This is a genomic window from Yersinia sp. 2553 StPb PI, from assembly GCF_052217105.1.
Classification (GTDB): Bacteria; Pseudomonadota; Gammaproteobacteria; order Enterobacterales; family Enterobacteriaceae; genus Yersinia; species Yersinia enterocolitica_E.
The window spans coordinates 2,091,798-2,113,500 of sequence record NZ_JAZGPX010000002.1 but is presented as its reverse complement, the minus strand read 5'-3'; the positions used below and the strand labels follow the sequence as shown (position 1 = coordinate 2,113,500).

The following is a 21,703-nucleotide window of genomic DNA, read 5'->3' as shown; positions in this document are numbered from 1 at the left end:
TTATCGACTACTCTCAGGTTATTGATGATTGGGCCGCTCTGGCCGCTCAAAAGATGTTTTTGCAAGTTGAGCGTGAAGAGTGGCAACAGTGGCGATCTGTATCGCAACAGATTTCCGAAGGTTTGCGTGATGTGGTGGGAAACACCCCTATAGGTCATGTGGCACAGGATATTGTCTATCGGCAAATCCAGTTGATGAAATCACTCCCGCTGGAAGCTGCCGACCGGGTAAAGGATATTCAGGATCGCGCCATTCAGGCAATGATTAATGGTGAGCGGCCAGACGAACTGTACGAGATGATCATGCAGTCCGGTGATGTTGCTGCAAGCCGTGCGAGACTCATAGCACGCACCGAAATAGGCAGGGCCACAGGTGCTCTAACACAAGCCCGCGCTCTGGCTGTAGGGTCGGAGGGTTACTGGTGGCGCATTGAGGGGGCAGGGACAAGGAAGTCTCACCGAAAAATGAAAGATAAGTTTGTTCTCTGGGCTAATCCACCCACTCTTGACGGCATGACGGGGCATGCAGGGTGCTTGCCTAACTGTAAATGTCATCCAGAGGTGCAGGTACCCGCTCCGAGAAAATGAGGAAAATACGGCTTACGGTATCGAATTTAATTCAACACTCATTAGCTCGATTTGTTATCAAAATGTTATCACTAAAATTTCCCCATTTTCCGGTAATTGATACCAACTTTTGGCCCTCTCAACGTGCTAATTGAGTGAGAGGTATTCCACCGGTGCGCTTAAGGGTCTTTATGTTAAAAAGTCACTAAATCAGCACAATTATCTTTTTCTAGATGGTCGCTTAGGCGGCTTTTTTTATGCCCGTAATTTAGCAGGTAACACATGAGATATTTCTACACTGCCAAACTGGGTAATACACGATTTCTTCAGGCTGACGGTTCACTGCTATGCAAAGACGTAGCCATTGCGCGAACAGGCACACAAAGGTACCGACCGGAAGAGGTTGATCTTATTCCGGGGCCGGATGGTTCGGTTTTGGTGTATCGCACTGAAGATGAAGTGTTTGCGCCAGAGACGATAGCCAGCTTTGAAGGTGTCGCAGTAACACTGGGGCATCCAGAGGACGACGAGGGCAATATCGTTTTCGTTAACCCTTCCAACTTCTCTGAACTGGCCCACGGACACATTCAGAACGTACGCAGAGGTACTGGTGATAAATCAGACCTACTGCTGGCTGACGTGCTGATCAAGCGTCAGGAAGCCATTGATGCCGTTAATTCAGGGCTGACCGATGTCAGTTGTGGCTATGACGCGCTGTATGAACAAATCGCCCCTGGCAAGGGCAATCAATACCAAATCACAGGAAACCACCTAGCTGCTGGCATTCCACGCGGTCGGGCCGGTGTCCGTTGTGCTATCGGGGATTCAGCCCCAAACATCAAAAAGGAGAAGCCTGCAATGTCATGGCTTAAGAATCTGGCGAAAGCCATTAAAACCAAAGATGAAGCTGCGTTACAACAGCTTATCGACGAAGCGCCGGATATGCCTTCTGATGGCATGAATTCAATCCCCGGTCACACCATTAACATTAACGTACCGTCACAGGCTACAGCGCTACCCGTAACAGAACGCACCACTACGGACAACGCACCTGAACCCGAGAACAAAACGACTGATGAAGATGTTCCCGCATGGGCGCAGGCTTTAATTGCACGTATTGCTGCGCTGGAAGGGAAAACCACGGATTCAGAACCCGATCCTGACGTGTTAACGGCTGATGAAGATAAGGAAGAGGACGCGAAAATCACCGCTGATGCTGCCTATCGCCGAAATATCATCTCTGATGCTGAAATTATTTGTCCTGGTTTCAAACCAACGGGTGATAAAGGATTGAAACGTCAGGTGTTGAACAACGCGATCCGTACGGGTGATAGCGCCTACTTGAAATCGTTTGGCATTCAGGATTACGCCAAGGTACCGAAAGCCACTGTAGATGCAGTTTTCAATGGCGCGGCAGCTTTGAATAAAGCTAAAAACCAAATAACTCCACAGTCACTTCACACGGTAGACGGTGCGGTTAATACAAAACACGCCTCTCCGGCAGAGCTGAATAAAATCTACGCTGCTCACTGGGCCAAAAACAAATAAGGTAATAAACATGTCTGGAAATGCTTATACATACCGGATGCCTATGGGCATTGCCGGGGCAGTCACTCGTCCTCGTGAATCGACCATCGAGCCGGTAACGCTGAATAACCAAAAGGTGTTTAGCGACTACGGGTTATCGGGTAAATACGTGGACGATAAATTTGTCCCGCTTGAAAGTGGTGACACTATTGATCTGGTGAAAGGTATTTTTATTCGCCCCTTCCCGATCACCTCTCAAGCTGACCTTGCGTATCTCAAAGTTAACGCAAACCCAGTCGGCGATAATCTGAAGCGTGGTTATGTCTGCGTGAAGATCACTGCGGGTAACGCTACTACCGCCAAAAAAGGCGCGCCAATTTACGTGCGTGTTGCCGGTGGTACCACACAAAGCCCGGTTGGTTCTTTTGTTCTTGTTCAGGATGCAACCGCCACAAACACACCTCGACTGACTACCGCAGAGGCAATGGGTCCGGGTGATGCTGATGGGCGTCTTGAAATTGCCTTCAATATTTGAGGAATAATTAATGTTTACAATTGACCGAGCTACTATCGATTCATCCGGTACGTTCCTGATTGGCGAACTGGAGCGCATGGATCAAACACTGAACATGCCCCTGACCTCTGTGAAGTGGTCGCGTGACATGCCTTTACGCAGTGATATCTCTATCGCTGATGAAGTTTCATCTTTCACCAACACCGACTTTGCTAGCGTGGGTGGGCCAAATCCGACCGGTAAAAACTGGCTGGGGAAAAATTCAACCGCTATTCCGGGCATGAATCTTGACATCACCCCAACACGTAACAACTTGACCCCGTGGGGGCAAGAGGTGAGTTGGACTGTTTTGGAACTCGCCTCAGCGCAACAGGTTGGGCGTCCAGTTGATACGCAGAAGTATGAAGGGATGCGCCTTAAATGGAATATGGACACTGATGAGCAGGTTTATATCGGTGATACAGAAATCGGTGTTCCGGGGTTGTTAAACCTTCCATCCATCGCTGCTATTTCTGCTGCTGCGCCCTGGACTGCAACGACCGATCCAGATGTGATTGTTCAGGATATTAACCTGGTACTTACTGACGGATGGGTGCGGTCTGGTTATGCGGTATGCCCGAGCAAGTTAGGTCTTGCACCGGCTTTATTCGGGCTACTGGCAAGCAAAAAGGTTTCTTCCGCAGGGAATATCTCTGTTCTTGAATACGTGAAAATCAATACCATCGCGTTCCAAGAAAACGGGGTTCCGCTGGAGATCGTCTCCATGAAATTTGCCAATGGACGTGGCGCTGGTGGTGCTAACCGTATTGTTGCGTACACACAAGACGAGAAATATATTCGTTTCCCAATGGTTCCACTGCTGAGCACCCCACTTGAGTATCGTGGTATGCAACAGCTTACTGTGTACTACGGCAAGCTGGGGCAAGTTGAAACCCCATATTCGAACACCATCGCTTATCTGGATGTCCCAGCGGCTTGATTTGTGGCGGGGAAACCCGCCTTTCATGGAGTACTGAAATGAAATATATCGTATCGGGTCATTCGGTTCTTAACCTTGCTGACGGTTCTAATTACACATTAACCCCCGGCATCCACGATGGCTTTTCTGATGAAGTGAAAAAACACTGGGCATTTAGCGCCTATGCCAAACCGCTCGATGAATCCGACCTTGCTAAAGAGGCAGAAAACCTCGATCTGGTTGTGCGAGTCAAATTGCTTGACGACGAAATCACCAGTCTGAAAGCACAGGTGGCAGAAAAGGACGACGAAATCACCAGTCTGAAAGCACAGGTGTTAAGCCTAACCGTCAGCGAATCCACATCAGGTGGCGGCGATGAGGCAACAGCAGAAGCCGTGAAGGAATCCGCAAATGCCAAGAAACAGTCTACTGCCAACAAGTGATCAGTTCCGCGCCAGTTTTCCCGAATTTACTGACGAAACCCGCTACCCCAACACCTCAATAAACTTTTACCTCAGCATGGCTGATGACCTTCTGGATCAAGATAGGTTTGGGGATAAGTTTGTCTATCTGGCTGAATTGATGACGGCGCATTACGTTGAATTACGAGGTAAGCGCACAGCATCAGCGGCATTGGGGGGCGTAAATACCTCCGGTGGTGGTGTGGCGACATCCAAGTCGGTTGATAAGGTCAGCGTCAGCTATGACGTCTCAGGCATCATTAATCCTGACGCTGGTTTTTGGAATAACACCGATTACGGCCGTGAGTTTTTCTGGTGGTGGTCGATGTTTGGTGCGGGTGGAAGGCAAATTCTATGAAAAGCGGGTTGAAGGTCAGAAAGGACAATGCCGAGTCTGTTTTGTCCTCTCTACGCGCCCTTTCAAAAATGGATGTGCTGGTGGGAATTCCAGAGGCCAATGCGACGCGAAAGGAAGGGGAAACCCTGAACAATGCAGAAATTGGCTATCTGCAATCCACAGGGGCCACGATACAGATTGGCGGTCAGACCGTCACACTAGAGCCTCGCCCGTTCTTGGATATGGGTATTGAAGATTCACAAGAGATCACCACTGGACACCTGAAAGCTGCCGCAGAGCTGGCACTTGAAGGTAAGCAGGATGCTGCTCTGCGTGAATTAGAAAAAGCGGGGATGGTTGCCCGTGATGCGGCGAAAAAGGTGATCGGAGACGGTGACAGGCTGCATCCACTATCAGAGAAAACACTCGAAAATAGACGGGCGCAGGGTATCCCTGGTGAAAAGCCGCTTTACGCTCACGGGTTCCTTTTACGTTCAATCACCTATGTCGTAAGGAGTAAGTAATGCCATTTCTTGATGTGACAGAGGTGCTTCTTGATCCTGATTTCGTGGACACCACGCTGGTATGTCACCGGCAACTGCAAACGGTTGATGATGATGGGTTCACGACAAATACACCACAGGACACCCCTTTTAGCGGTGTTGTGACGGTTGATCGGTCACTGGAAGCCAAGCGCATGCAGGCGGGGCAGAACATTAACGGGGCCATTCTCATTGTGACTCAGTTCCGGCTTACCCAAGGGCAACCAGGGCTTGATGCTGACGTGGTTACATACCGAGGCAGAAAATACCGAGTGACCTTTGTCGATCCCTATACCGCGTATGGCGCTGGGTTTGTCCAAGCCCACTGCGAGTTGATGGACTTTGACGGAGGAACGCCGATTGAGTAACGACAGCACAACGGCGGGCTACCTGACACCAACAGGGCCGCCGCCTCTCTACGATGAGGAACTGGAGCGGGAAATCAGTAGGTGGATCAGGGCGGTTTCTGGATTACCGGCCAAGATGGTTTTCCCCCGCATGACTGATCCACAAACGCAGATACCACAAAACGGAACCACCTGGTGTGGCTTCAGCATATCTGACTTTAATCAGGACGCTTACCCCGCCCTTATTGCGGGGGAGGAAAGCAGCCAGCAATGGGATCATGAAAGCCTAAATATTTTATGTTGTTTTTATGGTCCAGCCGGGCAGCAAACAGCTACACGCTTTCGTGCCGGGATATTCATCTCACAAAACAATGATGAGCTAAAGCGCCTCGGCCTCACGCTCTGGCAATGCGGGAAAATGTATAACGTCCCCGAACTCATTAATAACCAGTGGGTACGGCGGTACGACATCACCGTAATCCTGCGCCGCAAAGTAATACGCGAGTACGGCATTAAATCGCTGACCTCCGCACCCGTTAAATTCTTCGGAGAATAACCATGTCGCAGGGATTACCTGTTTCTAACATCGTCAATGTGACGGTGAATATGGCTGTGCGTGCTGCCATGGCGCGGAACTTTGGTTCCCTGCTGGTGGTTGGCCCGTCGCCTGTTATCGACGCTCACGAACGTCTGCGCAGCTATTCAAGTGCGACAGATATCGCATCTGACTTTGGTCTGGATGCGCCTGAGTATAAAGCCGCTAATTTGTATTATCAGCAATCCCCACAACCGATTGATTCCTATGTCGGCCGCTGGGTGAAAGAGGATGCGGCCGGACTGTTGCGCGGGGCGATTTTGAACCCTACGCAGCAGCTTATGGCTAACTTTACCGCCGTGGTAGATGGTTCGATGAAAATCACGGTAGATGGCACGGTCAAGACAGTAACCGGTGTTGACTGGTCAGCGGAAACCAATCTGAACGGTGTTGCCGCGCGCGTGGCTGACAAACTCACCACTGCAACCGTTATCTGGAATGGTTCTCGCTTCATCATCACATCCAAAACCACGGGTGCAGCATCGGCGGTTGGTTATGGTTCTGCCAATACCACCGGCACCGATATTTCTGTACTGATGGGATTGATTGAGAGCGCCGGTGCGCTGCCGGTTCAAGGTCTGACGAGTGAAACTATTCAGGCATGCATCTATAAATTGGCTGACATGTCTACCCGCTGGTATGGGCTGGTTATTGCCGACCCATCATTAAGCGATGCAGACGTGATCAGTATTGCCTCGTTTATCCAGAGTGATGATGTTTCGCGGGTTTACGGACACACCACGCAGGTAACCTCTGCCCTGGATGCGGATATTGATACGGATATCGCCAGCAAACTGAAAGCGGCTAAATATGCCCGTACCCTGGTGCAGTATTCCAGTGCCAGCCCGTATGCCGCCGCCTCTATTTTTGGTCGTGCCTTTACCGTGAATTTCAACGGCAATAACACCACCATCACGCTGAAATTTAAACAGCAGCCCGGCATTACCGCCGAATCACTGACCCAATCACAAGCCAATGCGCTGAAAGCGAAGAATTGCAATGTATTCGTCAATTACGACAACGACACGGCGATTATTCAGGAAGGTGTGATGTGCAATGGCGATTTCTTTGATGAGCGCCACGGCCTCGACTGGTTGCAGAACTACGTACAGAACAACCTCTACAATCTGCTATTTACCAGCACTACCAAAATTCCACAGACAGACGCTGGTGTGACTCGCTTGCTGACCGATGTAGAGAAATCACTGGATCAGTCGGTCACTAACGGGCTGGTGGCTCCTGGTGTATGGGGTGGTGATAGTTTTGGTGCACTGGAAACTGGTGACACGCTGACCAAAGGCTTTTACGTGTACGCACCGCCAGTGGCATCACAGGCACAGTCTGACCGTGAAGGGCGTAAAGCGCCGGTGATGCAGTCTGCAATCAAGCTGGCCGGTGCTGTTCACTACGCCGATGTCATTATCAATGTTAACCGCTAAGGAGCTGATGAATGTCTACTTATAGCTTTATGGACGTTACCGCCTCCATTACTGGTGTAGGCGGTTCATTCGATCTGGGTTATGGCGCCGCCGTCGCCGAAGAGGGTATCACGACCTCGATGATCGAGAATAAAAACACCATGACCATTGGTGCAGACGGTGAGGGTATGCACAGTCTGCACGCGGGGAAAGGTGGCACGGTAACGGTAAACCTGCTGAAAACCAGCCCGGTTAATCGCAAGTTATCAGCCATGTATAACGCGCAATCTCAATCGAGTGCGACGTGGGGTAATAACATTATTCTTATCCGCAACACCGCCAGCGGCGACACGTTCGCGGCGCGTGGTTGTGCATTCCAAAAGCAGCCGGATTTCAATAACGCCAAAGACGGCGCACTGGTGCCGTGGGTATTTGACTGCATCAAGGTTGACCAACTGCTGGGTACTTTTTAAGGAGTAATTAATGGAATTCACGATTAAAGGTATCGAGTACCGCTCTAAGAAACTCGACGTATTCGCGCAGTTGAAAGTGTCGCGTAAGTTGCTGCCTTTGCTGGCGGGCATCCTCAAAGACCTGCGAAGCGGTACCGTGACGATTGAAACGGCGTTACCCAGTATCGCCCAGTCACTTTCGGATATCAGCGAAGAGGACTGCAACGCCATTATTCACCCCTGCTTGGCGATGGTGTCACGTAAGCACGGCAGCGCCTATAACCCGATTTTCACCAATAGCGAACTGATGTTTGATGACATTGATCTGATGGCAATGCTGCAAATTGTTGGTCGGGTGGTAGGCGACTCCATGGGAAATTTTTTGCGCGAACTCCAAGAGAGCGAAACGGTGGAGCCGCCAGCGGCTTAATGCTGGATACGTTGCCGGGTGGTGAGGATTTTATCTTGCGCCCGGTAAAGCATCAGCTCACGACCATGGGGGAAATCAAAAGCGGGAATATCGACTTACTCGATATCGCATTGTTGAATGATTACCTCGATCTGGAGGCTGAGAACCAGGCGAAAATAGACAAGTGGAGATCCGATAAATGAGCAACGCTGAAACCATTAAGGATTTCCTGGTCAGTCTTGGCTTTGAACTGGATGAGGCAGGGGAGAAAAAATTCTCCGCTGTGGTCGCTGGCGTCACGGCCAATGTGTTGAAGATGGGCGCAGTGGTCGAAGGGGCGGCGCTGGCCGTTGTTGGTTTTACTACCAAAATTGCCAGTGGGTTGGATAAGGTTTACTTCGCTTCTCAGCGTACCGGTGCATCGGTGGCGGGTATTAAGGCGCTGGGTTATGCCGCTTCACAAATGGGCGTGGATGCTGCGTCAGCGCAAGGCTCACTCGAAAGTCTAGCCAGATTTATTCGCAACAGTCCGGGTGCTGAGGGTTTCCTTAATCGGCTTGGCATTCAGACCCGCAGCGCGAACGGAAGTATGCGCGATACATCAGCCATTTTTACCGGCCTTAGTGCAAAACTGAGTAGCATGCCGTATTACCGCGCGAATCAGTACGCACAGATGCTGGGTATTGATGAAAATACGCTAATGGCAATGCGTAAGGGGCTGGGGCAGTTCAGTTCTGAGTATGCGCTAACCGCTAAAAAGATCGGCTTTAATGCTGAAGTTGCTGCCAAACAATCTAACCGCTTCATGACGTCCATGCGTGATCTCTCTATGACGCTCGGTCAGGCGAGAGACAAAATAGGTTCAAATCTGGCGGATGGACTGGCTGGGGATATTGATTCTCTGCGCAAGCAACTTCTCGATAATTGGCCGAAGATTGAAGCGGTGTTGATGAAAGTTATCAAGGGGGTTCTATGGGCGGGGGATGCGGTCACGCGCGTATTATGGCGTACCGGTCAGGCAGTCGGTGATGTCATCAACTGGTTTAAAAAGCTAGACCCGATAACGCAGCAACTCATTATGTTGTTTGGCGGTTTGCTGCTGGCATGGCGTTTACTCAACACTGCGTTCCTAACATCGCCAGTGGGCATTGTGTTCTCGCTGGGCGCGGCGATTTTTGCCCTGTACGACGACTATAAAACATGGAAGGAGGGCGGGAATAGCCTGATTGATTGGGGGCAGTGGGAACAAGAAATAAACGCTGCGCTAAAAGGAATGGATGATCTAACTAAATCCATTAAAGGCGTTGGCGTTGAGATTGCCAGGCTACTCAACATTAATCTGAAAAACTGGACGCTAAAAGGTGACATCGAGAACCTGACGAAGCAATTCGGCGAGTTCGGCAAGATGTTATCGATGATCGGTGACCTGATTAATGCATTGAAAGAGGGCAATTGGGGTGAGGTGGCCAGGATAGGAAAAGCGTTGTTAAGTCAGGGTAGCGATCAGCCAGATGCAATGCCAGCCGTAACCGATAGCGCGAATAGCGCCGCCGATTGGGTTAAAGATAAAACCGGGTTTGACCCTAGAAGCGTTGGCCGGTGGTTGCGGGGTGAGGGTGATTCAACAGACCCGAGAGGAATACGGAATAACAATCCAGGAAACATTAACTACGTAGGGCAGGATGGTGCATCACTGGAGCGTCCTGGTGGTCGTTTTGCGAAGTTTGAGACGGCCTATGATGGACTCAAAGCCATGGCTCGACAGTTAATGCGTTACTTTACTGGTAAGACTACAGGTAAACCGCTGCAAACCCTCAATGATATTATTTCGACGTGGGCACCTGGAAGCGAAAACAACACAGGGGCTTATATAGCTCAACTGTCAAAAATGCTTAACGTTCACCCTGATGCAGTTTTAAATTTGGAGAATCCGCAGGTAATGTCGGCGCTGATGGGGGGCATTATCCATCATGAGAACGGGCGCAACCCCTACAGTAGTGAGTTGATATCACGTGCGGCTGGTGGAATGCAACAGCAAGGATTGCAGCAGGAAACGAACATCTACATCACTGGTGTTTCTGATCCGGTATCAGCAGGTAATGAAGTCGCCGGCAGGCAGACCAATGTCAACGCAAGGCTAACTCAGCAATTAAGTACACCAACCCGATAGGAGGGTGAATGGATATTCTTTCTGCCATCTTCCGGCAGCAAACGCGAAAAATTGGGTTGCTGGTACCCAGTGTGATTATCTCTGAAAAGCATCAAGATGCGCTGGAGATAACCGAGCACCCTGTTGAAGTCGGGGCCGCAGTTAACGATCACGCCTACAAACGTGCCGCTGAGGTGACAATGGAGGTGGGTTTTGCGGGTGGTGGCTCATTACTGGATTTTGTGGATACCTCAACGATAGGGTTGAGCCTGGGTAAAAGCCCGGAGGAGGTCTATCAAGAACTGCGTGAGTTACAGGAAAGTAGAGAGCCATTCGATGTTATTACCGGTAAACGGAAATACAGAAACATGTTGATCCGTGGCATTGAGGTTACAACCGATAAAACCAGTGAAAACGTGTTGATGTGCGTTCTTACCCTACGTGAAGTCATTATGTCTCAAACTGAATCGGTCAAAGTGGCCGACAAAGAAAACATGCAGGAAGGGGTAAGCACTGCGGCTATGCAAAATACCGGCACCAAAGCACCGGCCCCAGCAAACAATTCACTGCTAAAATCTGGTCTTGATTGGGTAACGGAGAACTTTAAATGAATGTTCAAGAAATCCCGTTAACGGCCAATAATCAGTTTTTCAATATCACCCTTGGAGAAATCTCACTTAACCTGCGCCTGGTCTATCGTGATGTCGCGGGCTGGATAATGGACGTGAGAGATAGCGGCGGCTCTGACATGCTTTGTGGCGTTCCGCTGGTGGTTGGTGTTGACCTGATTGAGCAATATCCTGATCTGGGTATCAATGGTGTTTTTGCTGTGCTCAGTGATGATAGCCGGGAGGAATACCCGACAAAAACCAACCTTGGCACCGGTAGCCATTTATATTTTGTGCAGAATAGCTGAATCAATCCACGCAATTTAACCCGCCACTGAGCGGGTTTTTTTATGAGGTTTTCATGAGTAAGAACTGGATACGCCACTTTGAGTTAATGCTATTGGATAACGAAGGTAAGGGGATTAACTTCACTGATTTTAAAGTGACGTTTAATATTGAGTGGTATAACACTTCATTCCCTCGAGCTGCCATCTTCAAGATTTATAACCTGTCACAAAATACTATTAACCGGATCACCGGTACCGAGTTTTCAAAGCTCCGATTGATTGCCGGTTACGATGGCTCAACCTCACCAGACGGCCAACAGGAAGATGCTAACTTCGGTGAGATTTTCTCGGGTGATATCCGCTATACCATTACCGGCAGAGATAACCCCACGGATACTTTTATTCTGATACAGGCTATTGATGGTCATAACGCATTTATTAACGCCACAATAAACCAGACGGTGGCGGCGGGTTATACCGTGGCCGATATTAACAATTTGCTTATGCGTAACCTTGCCCCGTTCGGCATAACTCAGGGGATCATGCCGGAAATGCCACCCACGGTATTCCCCCGAGGTAAAACCATGTACGGTATGACGCGAGATTATCTGGATAACGTCGCCAAGCAATGCAAAGCCACCTGGCAGTTTGTGAACGGCAAGGTTGATATGGTGCCGAATGATAAGTATGTGCATGAAGCCATTGTGCTGAATAGCAATACTGGCTTGATTGGCATGCCACAACAAACCATTGGATCTGGTGTTAACGTTCGTTGCCTGATCAACCCTAACATTCGCTTAAATGGCCTCATTCAACTGAACCAAGAGTCAGTATATCGTGCGACGCTTTCCAGCCGCGATGTTCAGATGTCAGGCGGTAGGCTTGAAGATCAAAACGATAATGGCAACGTGACCGTAAACGGCCTTGTTAACCCACCGGCCAGCATTGCGACCGATGGAGTGTATATCGTCAGAGGTATTAGCTATACTGGCGATACGCGCGGCAACCCATTTTATATGGATATGATGTGTGAGGCGCGTGGGGCTAAAGATTTGTGGTCATCTTCCAATTTTAATAAAACGGCGTAAATGCAATGAAATTGAAATCGTTAATTTTGTTTTTTGCTCTGATAGGTTGTGTGTCTACAGCAAATGCCGCTTTCCAGTGTTCTGGTTATCACTTGGCAGCAAACGATAACGATGGTTTTATTCGGGTTAACGGCGAAAGAGTGACCTCTCAGAAAATCACCTTTATCAAATCGCAAGGTGATTATGCAAACACTAAAACCGACATGGGGCTGATGCCTGCCCGTGATGGCAACATGTACGGCTTCCAGTTTATCAAGCGTGATGGTAAAGCCTTTCTGAATGTCCAACTCCTACAAAACAGTATGGATGCACCTAAAATTATAGGTTCATTCCCCTGCAAGAAAGTCAGTTAGCTAAGTAGCTTAGCCTCACCTGAACCCGCCACTGAGCGGGTTTTTTATTGGAGTTTTTCCATGACGGTATCAACAGACTCCCGTTCGGGAGAATTAGCCGAAACACTGCGAACATTACAATCATCAGTATCGTCTCAATTGCGCGTATCGATGCCGGGGATTGTTCAGTCCTTTGATGCTGACAATGTAACTTGCGACATTCAGATCGGCATTAAAGGCGAATCAGGCGGGGAGTCAACAAACCTCTCGGTGCTAACTAGCGTTCCGGTTGTATTCCCGCGCGGTGGTGGTGTCACCATGACATTCCCCATTAAGGCTGGGGATGAGTGCTTATTGGTTTTTGGTGACCGGTGCATCGATTTCTGGCACCAGTCAGGCGACATACAGGAAACTGTTGATGAGCGTCAGCATGATTTATCGGATGCGTTCGCCATCATTGGCCCCCAGTCACAGACAAAGAAAATTAGCGGCATCAGTACCAGCGCCGCGCAGTTCCGTAGTGACGATGGCTCAACCTACTTTGAAATAAATCCGACGACCAAAAAAATTAAAATCGTGGCACCTGGTGGCCTCGATGTGGTGACACCTAAAGCGGAATTCTCAGCCGAGGTTCTGGTTAATGGCCTGTTTACATTCCTTGGTGGGCTAGTGGGGAGTGCGGCGGCGGGTGTTTCTGCGAAAATCACTGGCGCTATCGAGTTTGTCGGCACCCTGACCTCTAACGGCAAGACGATTGATGATACTCACACCCACAACGAAGTGCAGCCAGGAACCGGCAACTCAGGCAAGGTAAATTGATATGCGCTATCGCAGAGAGGACGAGAACGGCGATTACACATTCGGTCAGGGTGATAACACCTTCCTTATTAACTCACCGGAGGCGGTCGCTCAGGCGGTAAAAACCCGCTTTGAATTATGGCGCGGCCAGTGGTTTTTAGATTTAACCGAGGGTACGCCTTATATTCAGTCGGTACTCGGTAAGCAACGGTCTGATGTTTATATCCTGGCTATCCGTGAGCGTATTCTTGATACGCAGGGCGTTAGCGCAATTCTGGAATTTGAAGCCAGCTATACCGGCGAAAATCGTCGCGTCACCTTCACCGCAACAATAGACACCATTTACGGCACCACCACCGTTACCAGCGAGGCATAAATGTTAAACCTTGATACGTTAGGGCTGAATGTAATCGTCAGCGCTACGGGGATAACTGCGCCCGATTTCGAGACTATCCGCAGCACCCTTGTCAGTTATTTCCAAGAGATTTACGGCGGTGACAGCTATCTCGATGCGGACAGTAAAGACGGACAGATGGTCACTCTGTATGCACTGGGGATTCACGATGCTAACAATAGCGCGATCGCTGTTTATAACTCATTTTCTCCGGCAACCGCAGTAGGAAGTGGACTCTCAAGCAATGTGAAAATTAACGGCATTAAGCGTAACAAAGAGACAAATTCGACGGTCGATTTGTTGCTTACAGGCAGTGTCGGATTAGAGATTACCAACGGCGCAGCACGTGATGCTGATGGTGTTCGATGGGATTTACCGGCCAGCGTGATTATTGGTCTGGATGGCACTGCAACCGCAACGGCCATTTGCTCGGTACCAGGGGCGATTGTTGCACTGTCCAATACTGTGAACGAAATAGCAACACCGACGCGAGGCTGGTTAAGCGTCAATAACCCAACAGGAGCCACTCCAGGGAAACCGGTAGAAGTAGATGCGGAGTTGCGTGTCAGGCAGGCGGTATCAGTGGCGCTACCTTCGCGCACGGTTCTGGATGGTATTTTAGGGGCTATCGCGGGCATCAGTGGCGTTGAGCGGTATCGCGGCTATGAGAACGACACCAGTATTACAGATGGTGACGGAATACCCAGCCACTCAATCTCTATCGTGGTTGATGGTGGGGATGCGACAGAAATCGCCCAAGCCATTGCCCTGAAAAAGGGGCCGGGTTCTGGAACATATGGCACTACAACAATTCCGATTACGGATAAGTATGGGATTGTTCACCCGATTAATTTCTTCCGAAAAGGCACCGTACAGATTTATGTCAGATTAGAAATTAAAGCCCTACAGGGGTATACCTCGTCAATCGGAACTGAGATCAAAAACTCAATAGCGGAATATATTAATAAAATAGAAATTGGTGAGCCGGTTCGTATTAAGCGACTTGATCTGCCAGCGCAGTTAAATGGCAGCATTGAACGCCTGACTTACGATATTACCCTTTTGGAAATCGGCACTTCCCCAGTAGCGCTATCTGAAAACAATATCGAGATAGCATTTAACGACGCAGCAGCTTGTGTGCCGGAGAATATAACCTTAGTGGTGACTTAATGAGTGAGACTAAATACCAACGTCTCATCACGTCCTATCACAAGAATAAGCCTAAGTTTTACGATCATATATCCCTGATCACCGCGCCGTTCCTCGGCATCCAGCAAACGACAAATCAACTTACAAACGACTTTGACCTCGATAGCTCAATAGGCAATCAGGAGGATGCTGTCGGTCTGTGGGTGGGTATTGGACGAAATATCAGAACGCCAATCACCGATGTCTATTTTTCACTGGATACCGAGGGGCTGGGGTTTGATCTGGGGAGTTGGAAAGGACCGTATGACTCGTTAACAGGCTTCACGCGACTGGACGATGAGACTTACCGCACGATACTTCGGGCAAAGATACAGGCCAATCACTGGGGCGGTACCGTCGAAACTCTCAGTGATATCTATCAGAGTATTTTCCCTGACGGGCGCACCAAGATATTCGCCGTCGATAACTTTGACATGACCATGACTGTTTACATTGCCGGTGAGCAAATCTCATCAGTGATGCGAGCGGTTATTGCACAAGGATATTTAGACGTTAAACCGGCTGGTGTTGGCGTCACGAATTACATCATTTCAACTGAGGCCGGTGCATTATTCGGCTTCGATTTAGATAACGAATATTCCCGAGGATTCGATAGTGCATCCTGGGGTTCACCATTAAGGGCAACAAATGTCTAATCAAATTCTTCCTTTTGGGATCAGTGCAGGCGCAAACGTCATTCCTTATGCCGATTATGAGGCGCTTCCAGCCCGTAGCGGTGGTTTTGTCTCTGGGGTGGCAAGGTCTGAACAACTTAATACTGTGTGGCGCCAGTCATCATTTGTGGCTTCTGTGCTGGCTCAGTTTATTGCAAGTCATTCGGGGCAGGATGTTCTGGATGATGGTGATACGGCAAAGTTGCAAACTAACTTGGAACTGGCGATTAAAACGTATGCTAATAGCAATTTACCAGCCGCATCGACTACCACACCAGGAATAACTCAGTTGAGTAGCTCAATCAACAGCTCAAATGAAACTTCGGCAGCAACGCCGAAAGCTGTTAAAACGGTCAACGATGGAATACCAGCTTTTTTGACAGGTGTTATTGGCACATCACGCAATGCTCGAATGAGTGTTACTGCGGCATCAGCAACAGCCACTTTCACGGCAGATGAATTGATCGTCCAAGAATCTCTAGGTGGGCGTCAGTACAAGCTAACCAGCTTCAACAAAACAATTAACCTTGCCACTATTGGTGCGGGCGGAATGGACACTGGCACCGCTCCTGTAACGGGATTTGTAGCGCTATATGCGATTTACAACCCAACCACTCAAGTTTCTGCATTGCTGGCTGTTAACGCAACATCTGCTGTTGTTCCAGAAATTTGCGCCGGAATCATGCCCGCGAACTATACCGCATCAGCACTTGTATCTGTGTGGGCGACAACAGCAGCACGGTTGCTGAATATTGGGTTCCAGCGCGGGAGAAAAATAAATATTCCCCGGATTGTTGTTATTACAACAACAACACCACCGTCAACAGCAACATCATTAAGTTTGGCTACGGCAGTACCGAAAAACGCGATTGAGGTCAGTGGTTATGCATCGATTGCAGGTGCAAGCTTGAATAGCTCAATTATTGTTTTATCGGCAAATTCAAACGCGGCTGGTTTGATTCAAGTGTCTGCTGCTTTTAGTGCTACAACAAATCAGAATATTGGAACATTTGCGATGACTTTAGATGTACCCCAGGCAATTTACTGGAATTATTCACAGGCGGGTGGAACCTTGGATAACACCGGCGTATCGGTGTCTACATACACGTTTTAAGGGTGGGATCATGTTAATTATTGTTCAATTTGCAGATGATAAAAACGAGATTATTGTTGCTTACCTCTCTTCACCTCAAGACCCTGAGTATTATCCATGTCAAGGAAGTATAGAAGCATCGGATCCTAGATGGCTTGCATATTATGAAAGCCTTAGTTCCTATGGCCGAGATGGGTTACCTGCTCCAGAACCGTCTTAATAGATAAATGGCCGCTAAATTGCGGCCATAATCGACCCATCACAATAATAATCAGTTTGGTACTTTTTTAGGTTTTACAGGTTCAATGATTTTCACTATTTCATGAGATAATAGTAGGGAGCCTGCTTCAGATAAATGATGTACATCCCGGTAAAGAATATCACCATCTTTTTTTGCCCAGCATAACTTATCATCACAAAGGTAGGCTGAAGCATCGAATACTTTAACGTTTGGATAATCTCTGACAATCGATAAAACCAACTCTCTATACTCTTTGTTTTTTAGGTCGTACTCGTATTTAGGTATAGCACAAGGTGACTTTGAACGACCTTTAACTCTCATAGGGCGATCATCAATACATGACCGAGGGTCAAAATCTATCTCTGGGTTATCAATTACATAAATGACATTTTTACGTGCTTTTAAAAATGGATCTAATGTTCTTCTGATTGCAGTTTCTAAAATTACTTTGCGGTCAGTTAGTTCGGGTCTGTCAACTAATTTAAATATTCTGTTTTTATCTTCTGTTAAGTATTTTGGCCCGCGCGTTACCATCACAACAGTCTTTATTGACGGGTCATTAGCAGCTAATAAGGTGCCTCTAATTCCACCTTTATTAACCTTAAATTCAAATTCATTATTAATAGGGTAGTCATCAACGTCTAAAAAAAGCCTTCCGCCAATATTCAAAACTCCTTCCCCATATTCCTTCATCATGTTAGACATTCCATCGTATAAAGCTCTTGCGTGAGAATCACCAATAATAGCAATGCTTGGCTTATCAGAACTGGAAACGTTACAATAGCGGACATAATCTGATAAGTTGTACATTTTCATGCATAAATTGTGAGTGTCTGGGTTATCATCTGCAATCCAGCTAACCAACTCATGATTTTTACTTGCCTTTACCAATGAACCCCTGTTTTTAAATCCATCCATTTTATAGGTATAATAACCAAAACTACCAATGACAAGCATAAGCATCATAATAATAGTAGTTTTGTAAGCGTTATTTTTCCCGTGACGCATTGGTTTTTCTATAAATTTATACGTACACCAAGCTAAAAATATTGAAAGTATAACAGCAGCTATCCGAATTTCTCTGCTCGGAGTATCACTTTCAATAATACGCACAAATGATAATATAGGCCAATGCCATAAATAAAGTGGAAAACTAATCAAACCAAACCATACAAGCCATTTATTGGACAATATCACCCTATTGACGAATGCATTTGAACCAGCCGAAATAATAAACATGCTTCCCAATACTGGCAGTAAAGCCCACTTGCCAGGGAATGCTAATCCTTTATTTATTTGTAGGAATCCGTAAATCAATAAAGATAAACCTATGGCAGAAATGATATTGGGTAGGGTACTAATATCTGTTATGTTTTTTTTATAAACAATTGCTGAGGTAATTTTTTCTATTTTTTTATAAACGGAACTGAATTTATCATTTTTGTAGATAAAAAACCACGCCAACATACTACCAGACAGTAATTCCCAAAAACGAGTTAGCGGTGAATAAAATGCTGCCGCCATATCTTGTTTTACTCCTTTTAAGTTAAGTAAAAAAGACAAGGCAGCCACGATTACTATTATTGTCAGTAGATTAAAATTTCGTTTCCAAGCGAACCAAAGAGCCAAAGGCCAAATGATATAAAATTGCTCTTCTATACCTAAGCTCCAAAGGTGTAGAAGAGGTTTCGTATCCGCAGAATTATCAAAATAACCAGCCTCGTTCCACAACACGAAATTAGATATAAAACCTGCTCCAGCAGCAGTATGTTTTCCCAGTTGTTTGTACTCATCAGCAAGTAATGCGAACCAACCAAATGCAGAGCAAGCTATCAATACAAGAAGGAGGGCGGGGAATATACGCCTAATACGCCTAGAGTAGAACTCAGCAAAGCTGAATGTCCTACTATCTAAGTTTTTAAAAATAATTGTAGATATTAGAAAGCCAGATATAACAAAAAAGACATCCACACCAATAAAACCACCCCTTACCCAGTTTGGGAAAGCATGGAAAGCAACAACAGATAGAACTGCTATCGCCCTTAATCCATCAATATCAGGTCGGTATTTGGGGTGTGATAAATGAGGGATGATTTCTTTCATTGTTTTTTTGAATGCCTTTTCAAATCGCTAAAATTTCATTTATTTTATGAAATTAGATAATGCAATACTAAGCGACTAGCTACGACTCTTCAAGGCTTTCCAGCTATGCCTAAGGCTGAAACCAATCATCAGCACTTTCCCACGTATCCTTCAAAATCTCTTCGACTGTATCCTTATCCTCACTGGATCCGCCAAGAACCGTTAACCCATCAGCCCCTGCAAACCTCACTTTTACGTCAAAATCGCTAAATTTACGGGTAAGGCGATTCGTTAATTCTTCGGTAAGTGCGTTGGTGTAGCCAGCCGGAAAACTCTTCGCGTTCAGCTTATCTATAGTCACTTCGACACGCAGCATAAATCCCCCTCAATTAAATATCGATAACCAGCCACCGATCTGCTTCATCAAACATTTCCTCAACCAGTCGGCTGAGAATAGCCTTATCACCTTTGCTGGCGTCGGTATTGATACCGTTCGCTTGCATTGGCTTAACCTTGACCTCAGCTTTAGGGAAGACACGGTGCACGCGCTTGGTTAGTTCAGCCAGGATCAGTTCATTGGCACCTGGTATCTCTTTCACGTTTCGCTTATCGTAAACCAGTTCAACTTTCATAAATCCCTCTCAACTGTGATAGCGGGTTTTGGTGTTAACATCTTCAATACCAGACTCGATGTAGTCCACGCGCTTCTGTAGTTCTCTAATCAGTTTTTTAGCGGCTTCCAAACGAATCATGACTTGCTGGTCTGGGTAATGCTCCGGCTCAATCTGCCTGAAGCCGGTGAGGGTATCGGTGAATGACGACCGCATAATAATGAACTCACCAAAGGCACTGTGAGCCGTATCAAAAGAAGTCAGTTCCCTCATCCCTGTAAATTCATCTTTAGGATTTCTTGCCATGGTACCCCCTTGCTAATTTGCTGTGTATTTATACAGTAATGGCAAAGAGGAATTCAATCGGTTTTTTAGCGGTAGATAGGGAATTGATAACATTCCAAAGATTTCGCGGACAAAATGAGTACATAACTGAGTACATAATTTGAGGTTTGTGATGTGTAATTATATATATTTCAAGTAATTATATTATTTATTTCGTAATCGTGAATGTAGAAAGTAGGTTGCTTATTTTTATCTGACATTATTCGGTTTAACCCTTTTTACTATGGTCATTCTTTAGTGATGGGCCACCGTTTTGGTGGTAAGCCGCAGTGACCAATAACGTTAGTGTTAGAATATCATTTCAGGTGCGCCGAGACGTCAGGATTTATTTCGACATACTTATGTTTTGCCAGAAACATGTCGATCTAATTAGTATTTACCTACCGTTTACTCAGCTATTCATACAATTCGCCTACTAAATGACACGGTAGGACTCATGGTGAAAAAACTTCTGCTAACCGGCGCAACAGGGTTTCTGGGCGGGGCAGTGCTTGAAAAGTTATTGTTGGCAGACGCCGATTTTAATTATTTATTATTAGTACGGGCGACTACGCCGGAACAGGGGCTAAACCGTATCCGTGAAAATCTGGCGAAATTTTATCTCCCCAGTCAGCGGCTGAATAAAATAAATATCAACCATATTTTATTAGGCGATTTGGCAGAGCCGGATAGCTTTATTAATGACCCACGTATTGATGATGTGACCCATGTTATTAACTGTGCTGCTGTCGCGTCATTTGGTAATAATCCCTTAATCTGGAAAGTAAATGTAGACGGCACTCTGGCATTTGGCAAAAGAATGGCAAATGTAGTGGGTTTACAGCGCTTTATCCACGTGGGTACCGCCATGTCGTGCACACCAGATGCAGGAACGGTGGTTAGCGAGCAAGTATTATCAGCGCAAGATGATGCGCATTTAGTGGAATATACCAAGTCCAAATCAGCTATTGAGCGATTGTTGGCAGAGCAATGCCCGAATTTACCGCTGGTATTAGCCCGGCCATCGATTGTCGTTGGGCATACCCGTTTGGGGTGTCAGCCCTCTAGCAGTATTTTCTGGGTATTTCGCATGGCATTAATGCTGCGTAAGTTTATGTGCTCATTGGATGACTATATCGACGTTATCCCGGTCGATTATTGTGCGGATGCTCTGTTGTGTATTTTGTTCCATCCCCACTTGACCGAAAATATTTATCATATTTCTGCCGGAGAAAAAGACAGCGTCAGTTTTGCCGAAATTGATCAAGCCATGTCCTCGGCGGCACGGCAAAAACCGATGGGTACAGATTATTGCCAGGTAGACTACGGTGCTTTGGTGCAGATGCGTAACCAACTAAAAAGCATTTTCGGCCCCTGCAATGAGCGCTTAATGTTGAAAGCCATGCGTTTATATGGCTCTTTTGCCGTGTTAAATGTGCGGTTCAGTAATGAACGCCTGCTCAGTTTGGGTATGGCAAGATCACCACGCTTCACCGATTATATTGCCTGTTGTGTGGAGTCCAGCTATGGAATAACTATCCAGCAACAAATGGCGGTTGATTTTAAGTAAGCATCTCTCCCCGCGTGACGACAGACTGCGGGGAATAACTTTTCCCGTTTATGTCTCGTCACTGATTATTCGCTACTTTTGCTAACTTTTAACCCCGTGCCAGCCGGTTATAACTCAGCTAAACTTAGGTTTTAGTGT

General features: G+C 47.1%; 29 protein-coding genes. 25 read left to right on the top strand and 4 right to left on the bottom strand.

The genetic code is table 11. From position 1 onward, the window contains the following. Positions 1 to 38 precede the first annotated feature (38 nt). From V2A84_RS11160 to V2A84_RS11045, 24 genes are all read left to right on the top strand, one after another. Complete coding sequence (locus V2A84_RS11160; RefSeq protein ID WP_442849130.1) at positions 39 to 587, top strand: phage head morphogenesis protein; 549 nt, start codon at positions 39 to 41, stop codon at positions 585 to 587. Between the two features lie 261 nt (positions 588 to 848). Then, positions 849 to 2,114 carry a DUF2213 domain-containing protein gene (locus V2A84_RS11155; protein ID WP_442848835.1) on the top strand — a complete coding sequence of 422 codons (1,266 nt, stop codon included), beginning with the start codon at positions 849 to 851 and terminating at the stop codon, positions 2,112 to 2,114. A gap of 10 nt (positions 2,115 to 2,124) precedes the next feature. Further along, positions 2,125 to 2,628 (top strand): structural cement protein Gp24, encoded by a 504-nt coding sequence (locus tag V2A84_RS11150; RefSeq protein ID WP_442848834.1) that lies wholly within the window; start codon positions 2,125 to 2,127, stop codon positions 2,626 to 2,628. A gap of 10 nt (positions 2,629 to 2,638) precedes the next feature. Next, positions 2,639 to 3,586 (top strand): DUF2184 domain-containing protein, encoded by a 948-nt coding sequence (locus V2A84_RS11145; protein ID WP_049648420.1) that lies wholly within the window; start codon positions 2,639 to 2,641, stop codon positions 3,584 to 3,586. A 38-nt stretch (positions 3,587 to 3,624) separates the two neighbouring features. Further along, positions 3,625 to 4,008 (top strand): STY1053 family phage-associated protein, encoded by a 384-nt coding sequence (locus V2A84_RS11140; protein WP_442848833.1) that lies wholly within the window; start codon positions 3,625 to 3,627, stop codon positions 4,006 to 4,008. Further along, positions 3,977 to 4,384, top strand: coding sequence for a DUF4054 domain-containing protein (locus V2A84_RS11135; protein ID WP_049648418.1), 408 nt, complete (start codon positions 3,977 to 3,979; stop codon positions 4,382 to 4,384). Before V2A84_RS11140 ends, V2A84_RS11135 begins: the two co-directional genes overlap by 32 nt. Beyond that, a complete protein-coding gene (locus tag V2A84_RS11130) occupies positions 4,381 to 4,887 on the top strand; it encodes a hypothetical protein (RefSeq protein WP_442848832.1) in 507 nt (168 codons plus the stop codon). The genes V2A84_RS11135 and V2A84_RS11130 overlap by 4 nt, the downstream gene beginning before the upstream one ends. Continuing rightward, positions 4,887 to 5,273 carry a hypothetical protein gene (locus V2A84_RS11125; RefSeq protein WP_049526031.1) on the top strand — a complete coding sequence of 129 codons (387 nt, stop codon included), beginning with the start codon at positions 4,887 to 4,889 and terminating at the stop codon, positions 5,271 to 5,273. Before V2A84_RS11130 ends, V2A84_RS11125 begins: the two co-directional genes overlap by 1 nt. After that, entirely contained in the window at positions 5,266 to 5,808 is a 543-nt protein-coding gene (locus V2A84_RS11120; RefSeq protein ID WP_049617029.1) for a phage neck terminator protein, read from the top strand. The genes V2A84_RS11125 and V2A84_RS11120 overlap by 8 nt, the downstream gene beginning before the upstream one ends. A gap of 2 nt (positions 5,809 to 5,810) precedes the next feature. Next, on the top strand, positions 5,811 to 7,286 hold the full coding sequence (locus V2A84_RS11115; RefSeq protein WP_442848831.1) for a DUF3383 domain-containing protein: 1,476 nt from the start codon (positions 5,811 to 5,813) through the stop codon (positions 7,284 to 7,286). Positions 7,287 to 7,297: 11 nt separating this feature from the next. Next, a complete protein-coding gene (locus tag V2A84_RS11110) occupies positions 7,298 to 7,738 on the top strand; it encodes a DUF3277 family protein (RefSeq protein ID WP_442848830.1) in 441 nt (146 codons plus the stop codon). A 10-nt stretch (positions 7,739 to 7,748) separates the two neighbouring features. Then, positions 7,749 to 8,147 carry a phage tail assembly chaperone gene (locus tag V2A84_RS11105; RefSeq protein ID WP_083159301.1) on the top strand — a complete coding sequence of 133 codons (399 nt, stop codon included), beginning with the start codon at positions 7,749 to 7,751 and terminating at the stop codon, positions 8,145 to 8,147. Continuing rightward, positions 8,147 to 8,329: a DUF6889 family protein gene (locus tag V2A84_RS11100; protein WP_032912096.1), complete on the top strand. Its 183-nt coding sequence runs from the start codon at positions 8,147 to 8,149 to the stop codon at positions 8,327 to 8,329. Before V2A84_RS11105 ends, V2A84_RS11100 begins: the two co-directional genes overlap by 1 nt. Beyond that, entirely contained in the window at positions 8,326 to 10,296 is a 1,971-nt protein-coding gene (locus tag V2A84_RS11095; protein WP_442848829.1) for a lytic transglycosylase domain-containing protein, read from the top strand. Before V2A84_RS11100 ends, V2A84_RS11095 begins: the two co-directional genes overlap by 4 nt. Before the next feature lie 8 nt (positions 10,297 to 10,304). Then, positions 10,305 to 10,886 (top strand): phage baseplate protein, encoded by a 582-nt coding sequence (locus tag V2A84_RS11090; protein ID WP_442848828.1) that lies wholly within the window; start codon positions 10,305 to 10,307, stop codon positions 10,884 to 10,886. Next, entirely contained in the window at positions 10,883 to 11,191 is a 309-nt protein-coding gene (locus tag V2A84_RS11085) for a phage baseplate plug family protein (RefSeq protein ID WP_432321926.1), read from the top strand. The genes V2A84_RS11090 and V2A84_RS11085 overlap by 4 nt, the downstream gene beginning before the upstream one ends. 53 nt (positions 11,192 to 11,244) lie before the next feature. After that, positions 11,245 to 12,258, top strand: a complete 1,014-nt coding sequence (locus V2A84_RS11080; protein WP_083159298.1) for a phage protein — start codon at positions 11,245 to 11,247, stop codon at positions 12,256 to 12,258. 11 nt (positions 12,259 to 12,269) lie between these two features. Further along, positions 12,270 to 12,611 carry a hypothetical protein gene (locus V2A84_RS11075; protein ID WP_442849129.1) on the top strand — a complete coding sequence of 114 codons (342 nt, stop codon included), beginning with the start codon at positions 12,270 to 12,272 and terminating at the stop codon, positions 12,609 to 12,611. A gap of 60 nt (positions 12,612 to 12,671) precedes the next feature. After that, positions 12,672 to 13,409: a Gp138 family membrane-puncturing spike protein gene (locus V2A84_RS11070; RefSeq protein ID WP_442848827.1), complete on the top strand. Its 738-nt coding sequence runs from the start codon at positions 12,672 to 12,674 to the stop codon at positions 13,407 to 13,409. A gap of 1 nt (position 13,410) precedes the next feature. Continuing rightward, positions 13,411 to 13,764 (top strand): hypothetical protein, encoded by a 354-nt coding sequence (locus V2A84_RS11065; RefSeq protein ID WP_004712483.1) that lies wholly within the window; start codon positions 13,411 to 13,413, stop codon positions 13,762 to 13,764. After that, positions 13,765 to 14,952 carry a baseplate J/gp47 family protein gene (locus tag V2A84_RS11060; RefSeq protein WP_442848826.1) on the top strand — a complete coding sequence of 396 codons (1,188 nt, stop codon included), beginning with the start codon at positions 13,765 to 13,767 and terminating at the stop codon, positions 14,950 to 14,952. Continuing rightward, a complete protein-coding gene (locus tag V2A84_RS11055) occupies positions 14,952 to 15,626 on the top strand; it encodes a DUF2612 domain-containing protein (RefSeq protein ID WP_442848825.1) in 675 nt (224 codons plus the stop codon). Before V2A84_RS11060 ends, V2A84_RS11055 begins: the two co-directional genes overlap by 1 nt. Continuing rightward, the gene (locus V2A84_RS11050) at positions 15,619 to 16,758 is read left to right on the top strand and encodes a phage tail protein (RefSeq protein WP_442848824.1); all 1,140 of its coding nucleotides are present in this window, start codon (positions 15,619 to 15,621) and stop codon (positions 16,756 to 16,758) included. Before V2A84_RS11055 ends, V2A84_RS11050 begins: the two co-directional genes overlap by 8 nt. Before the next feature lie 10 nt (positions 16,759 to 16,768). After that, complete coding sequence (locus V2A84_RS11045) at positions 16,769 to 16,957, top strand: hypothetical protein (RefSeq protein ID WP_442848823.1); 189 nt, start codon at positions 16,769 to 16,771, stop codon at positions 16,955 to 16,957. 51 nt (positions 16,958 to 17,008) lie between these two features. Here V2A84_RS11045 and V2A84_RS11040 read toward each other — a convergent pair whose 3' ends face one another. From V2A84_RS11040 to V2A84_RS11025, 4 genes are all read right to left on the bottom strand, one after another. After that, a complete protein-coding gene (locus V2A84_RS11040; RefSeq protein ID WP_442848822.1) occupies positions 17,009 to 19,081 on the bottom strand; it encodes an acyltransferase family protein in 2,073 nt (690 codons plus the stop codon). A gap of 109 nt (positions 19,082 to 19,190) precedes the next feature. Continuing rightward, a complete protein-coding gene (locus V2A84_RS11035; protein WP_442849110.1) occupies positions 19,191 to 19,433 on the bottom strand; it encodes a DinI-like family protein in 243 nt (80 codons plus the stop codon). Positions 19,434 to 19,449: 16 nt separating this feature from the next. Continuing rightward, complete coding sequence (locus V2A84_RS11030; RefSeq protein WP_442848821.1) at positions 19,450 to 19,692, bottom strand: DinI family protein; 243 nt, start codon at positions 19,690 to 19,692, stop codon at positions 19,450 to 19,452. Between the two features lie 9 nt (positions 19,693 to 19,701). Continuing rightward, a complete protein-coding gene (locus V2A84_RS11025; protein ID WP_418398621.1) occupies positions 19,702 to 19,977 on the bottom strand; it encodes a hypothetical protein in 276 nt (91 codons plus the stop codon). 478 nt (positions 19,978 to 20,455) lie between these two features. On the opposite strand from V2A84_RS11025, the gene V2A84_RS11020 reads away from it, so the two are divergent. Then, a complete protein-coding gene (locus V2A84_RS11020; RefSeq protein ID WP_083163758.1) occupies positions 20,456 to 21,565 on the top strand; it encodes an SDR family oxidoreductase in 1,110 nt (369 codons plus the stop codon). The last annotated feature ends 138 nt before the right edge of the window (positions 21,566 to 21,703 follow it).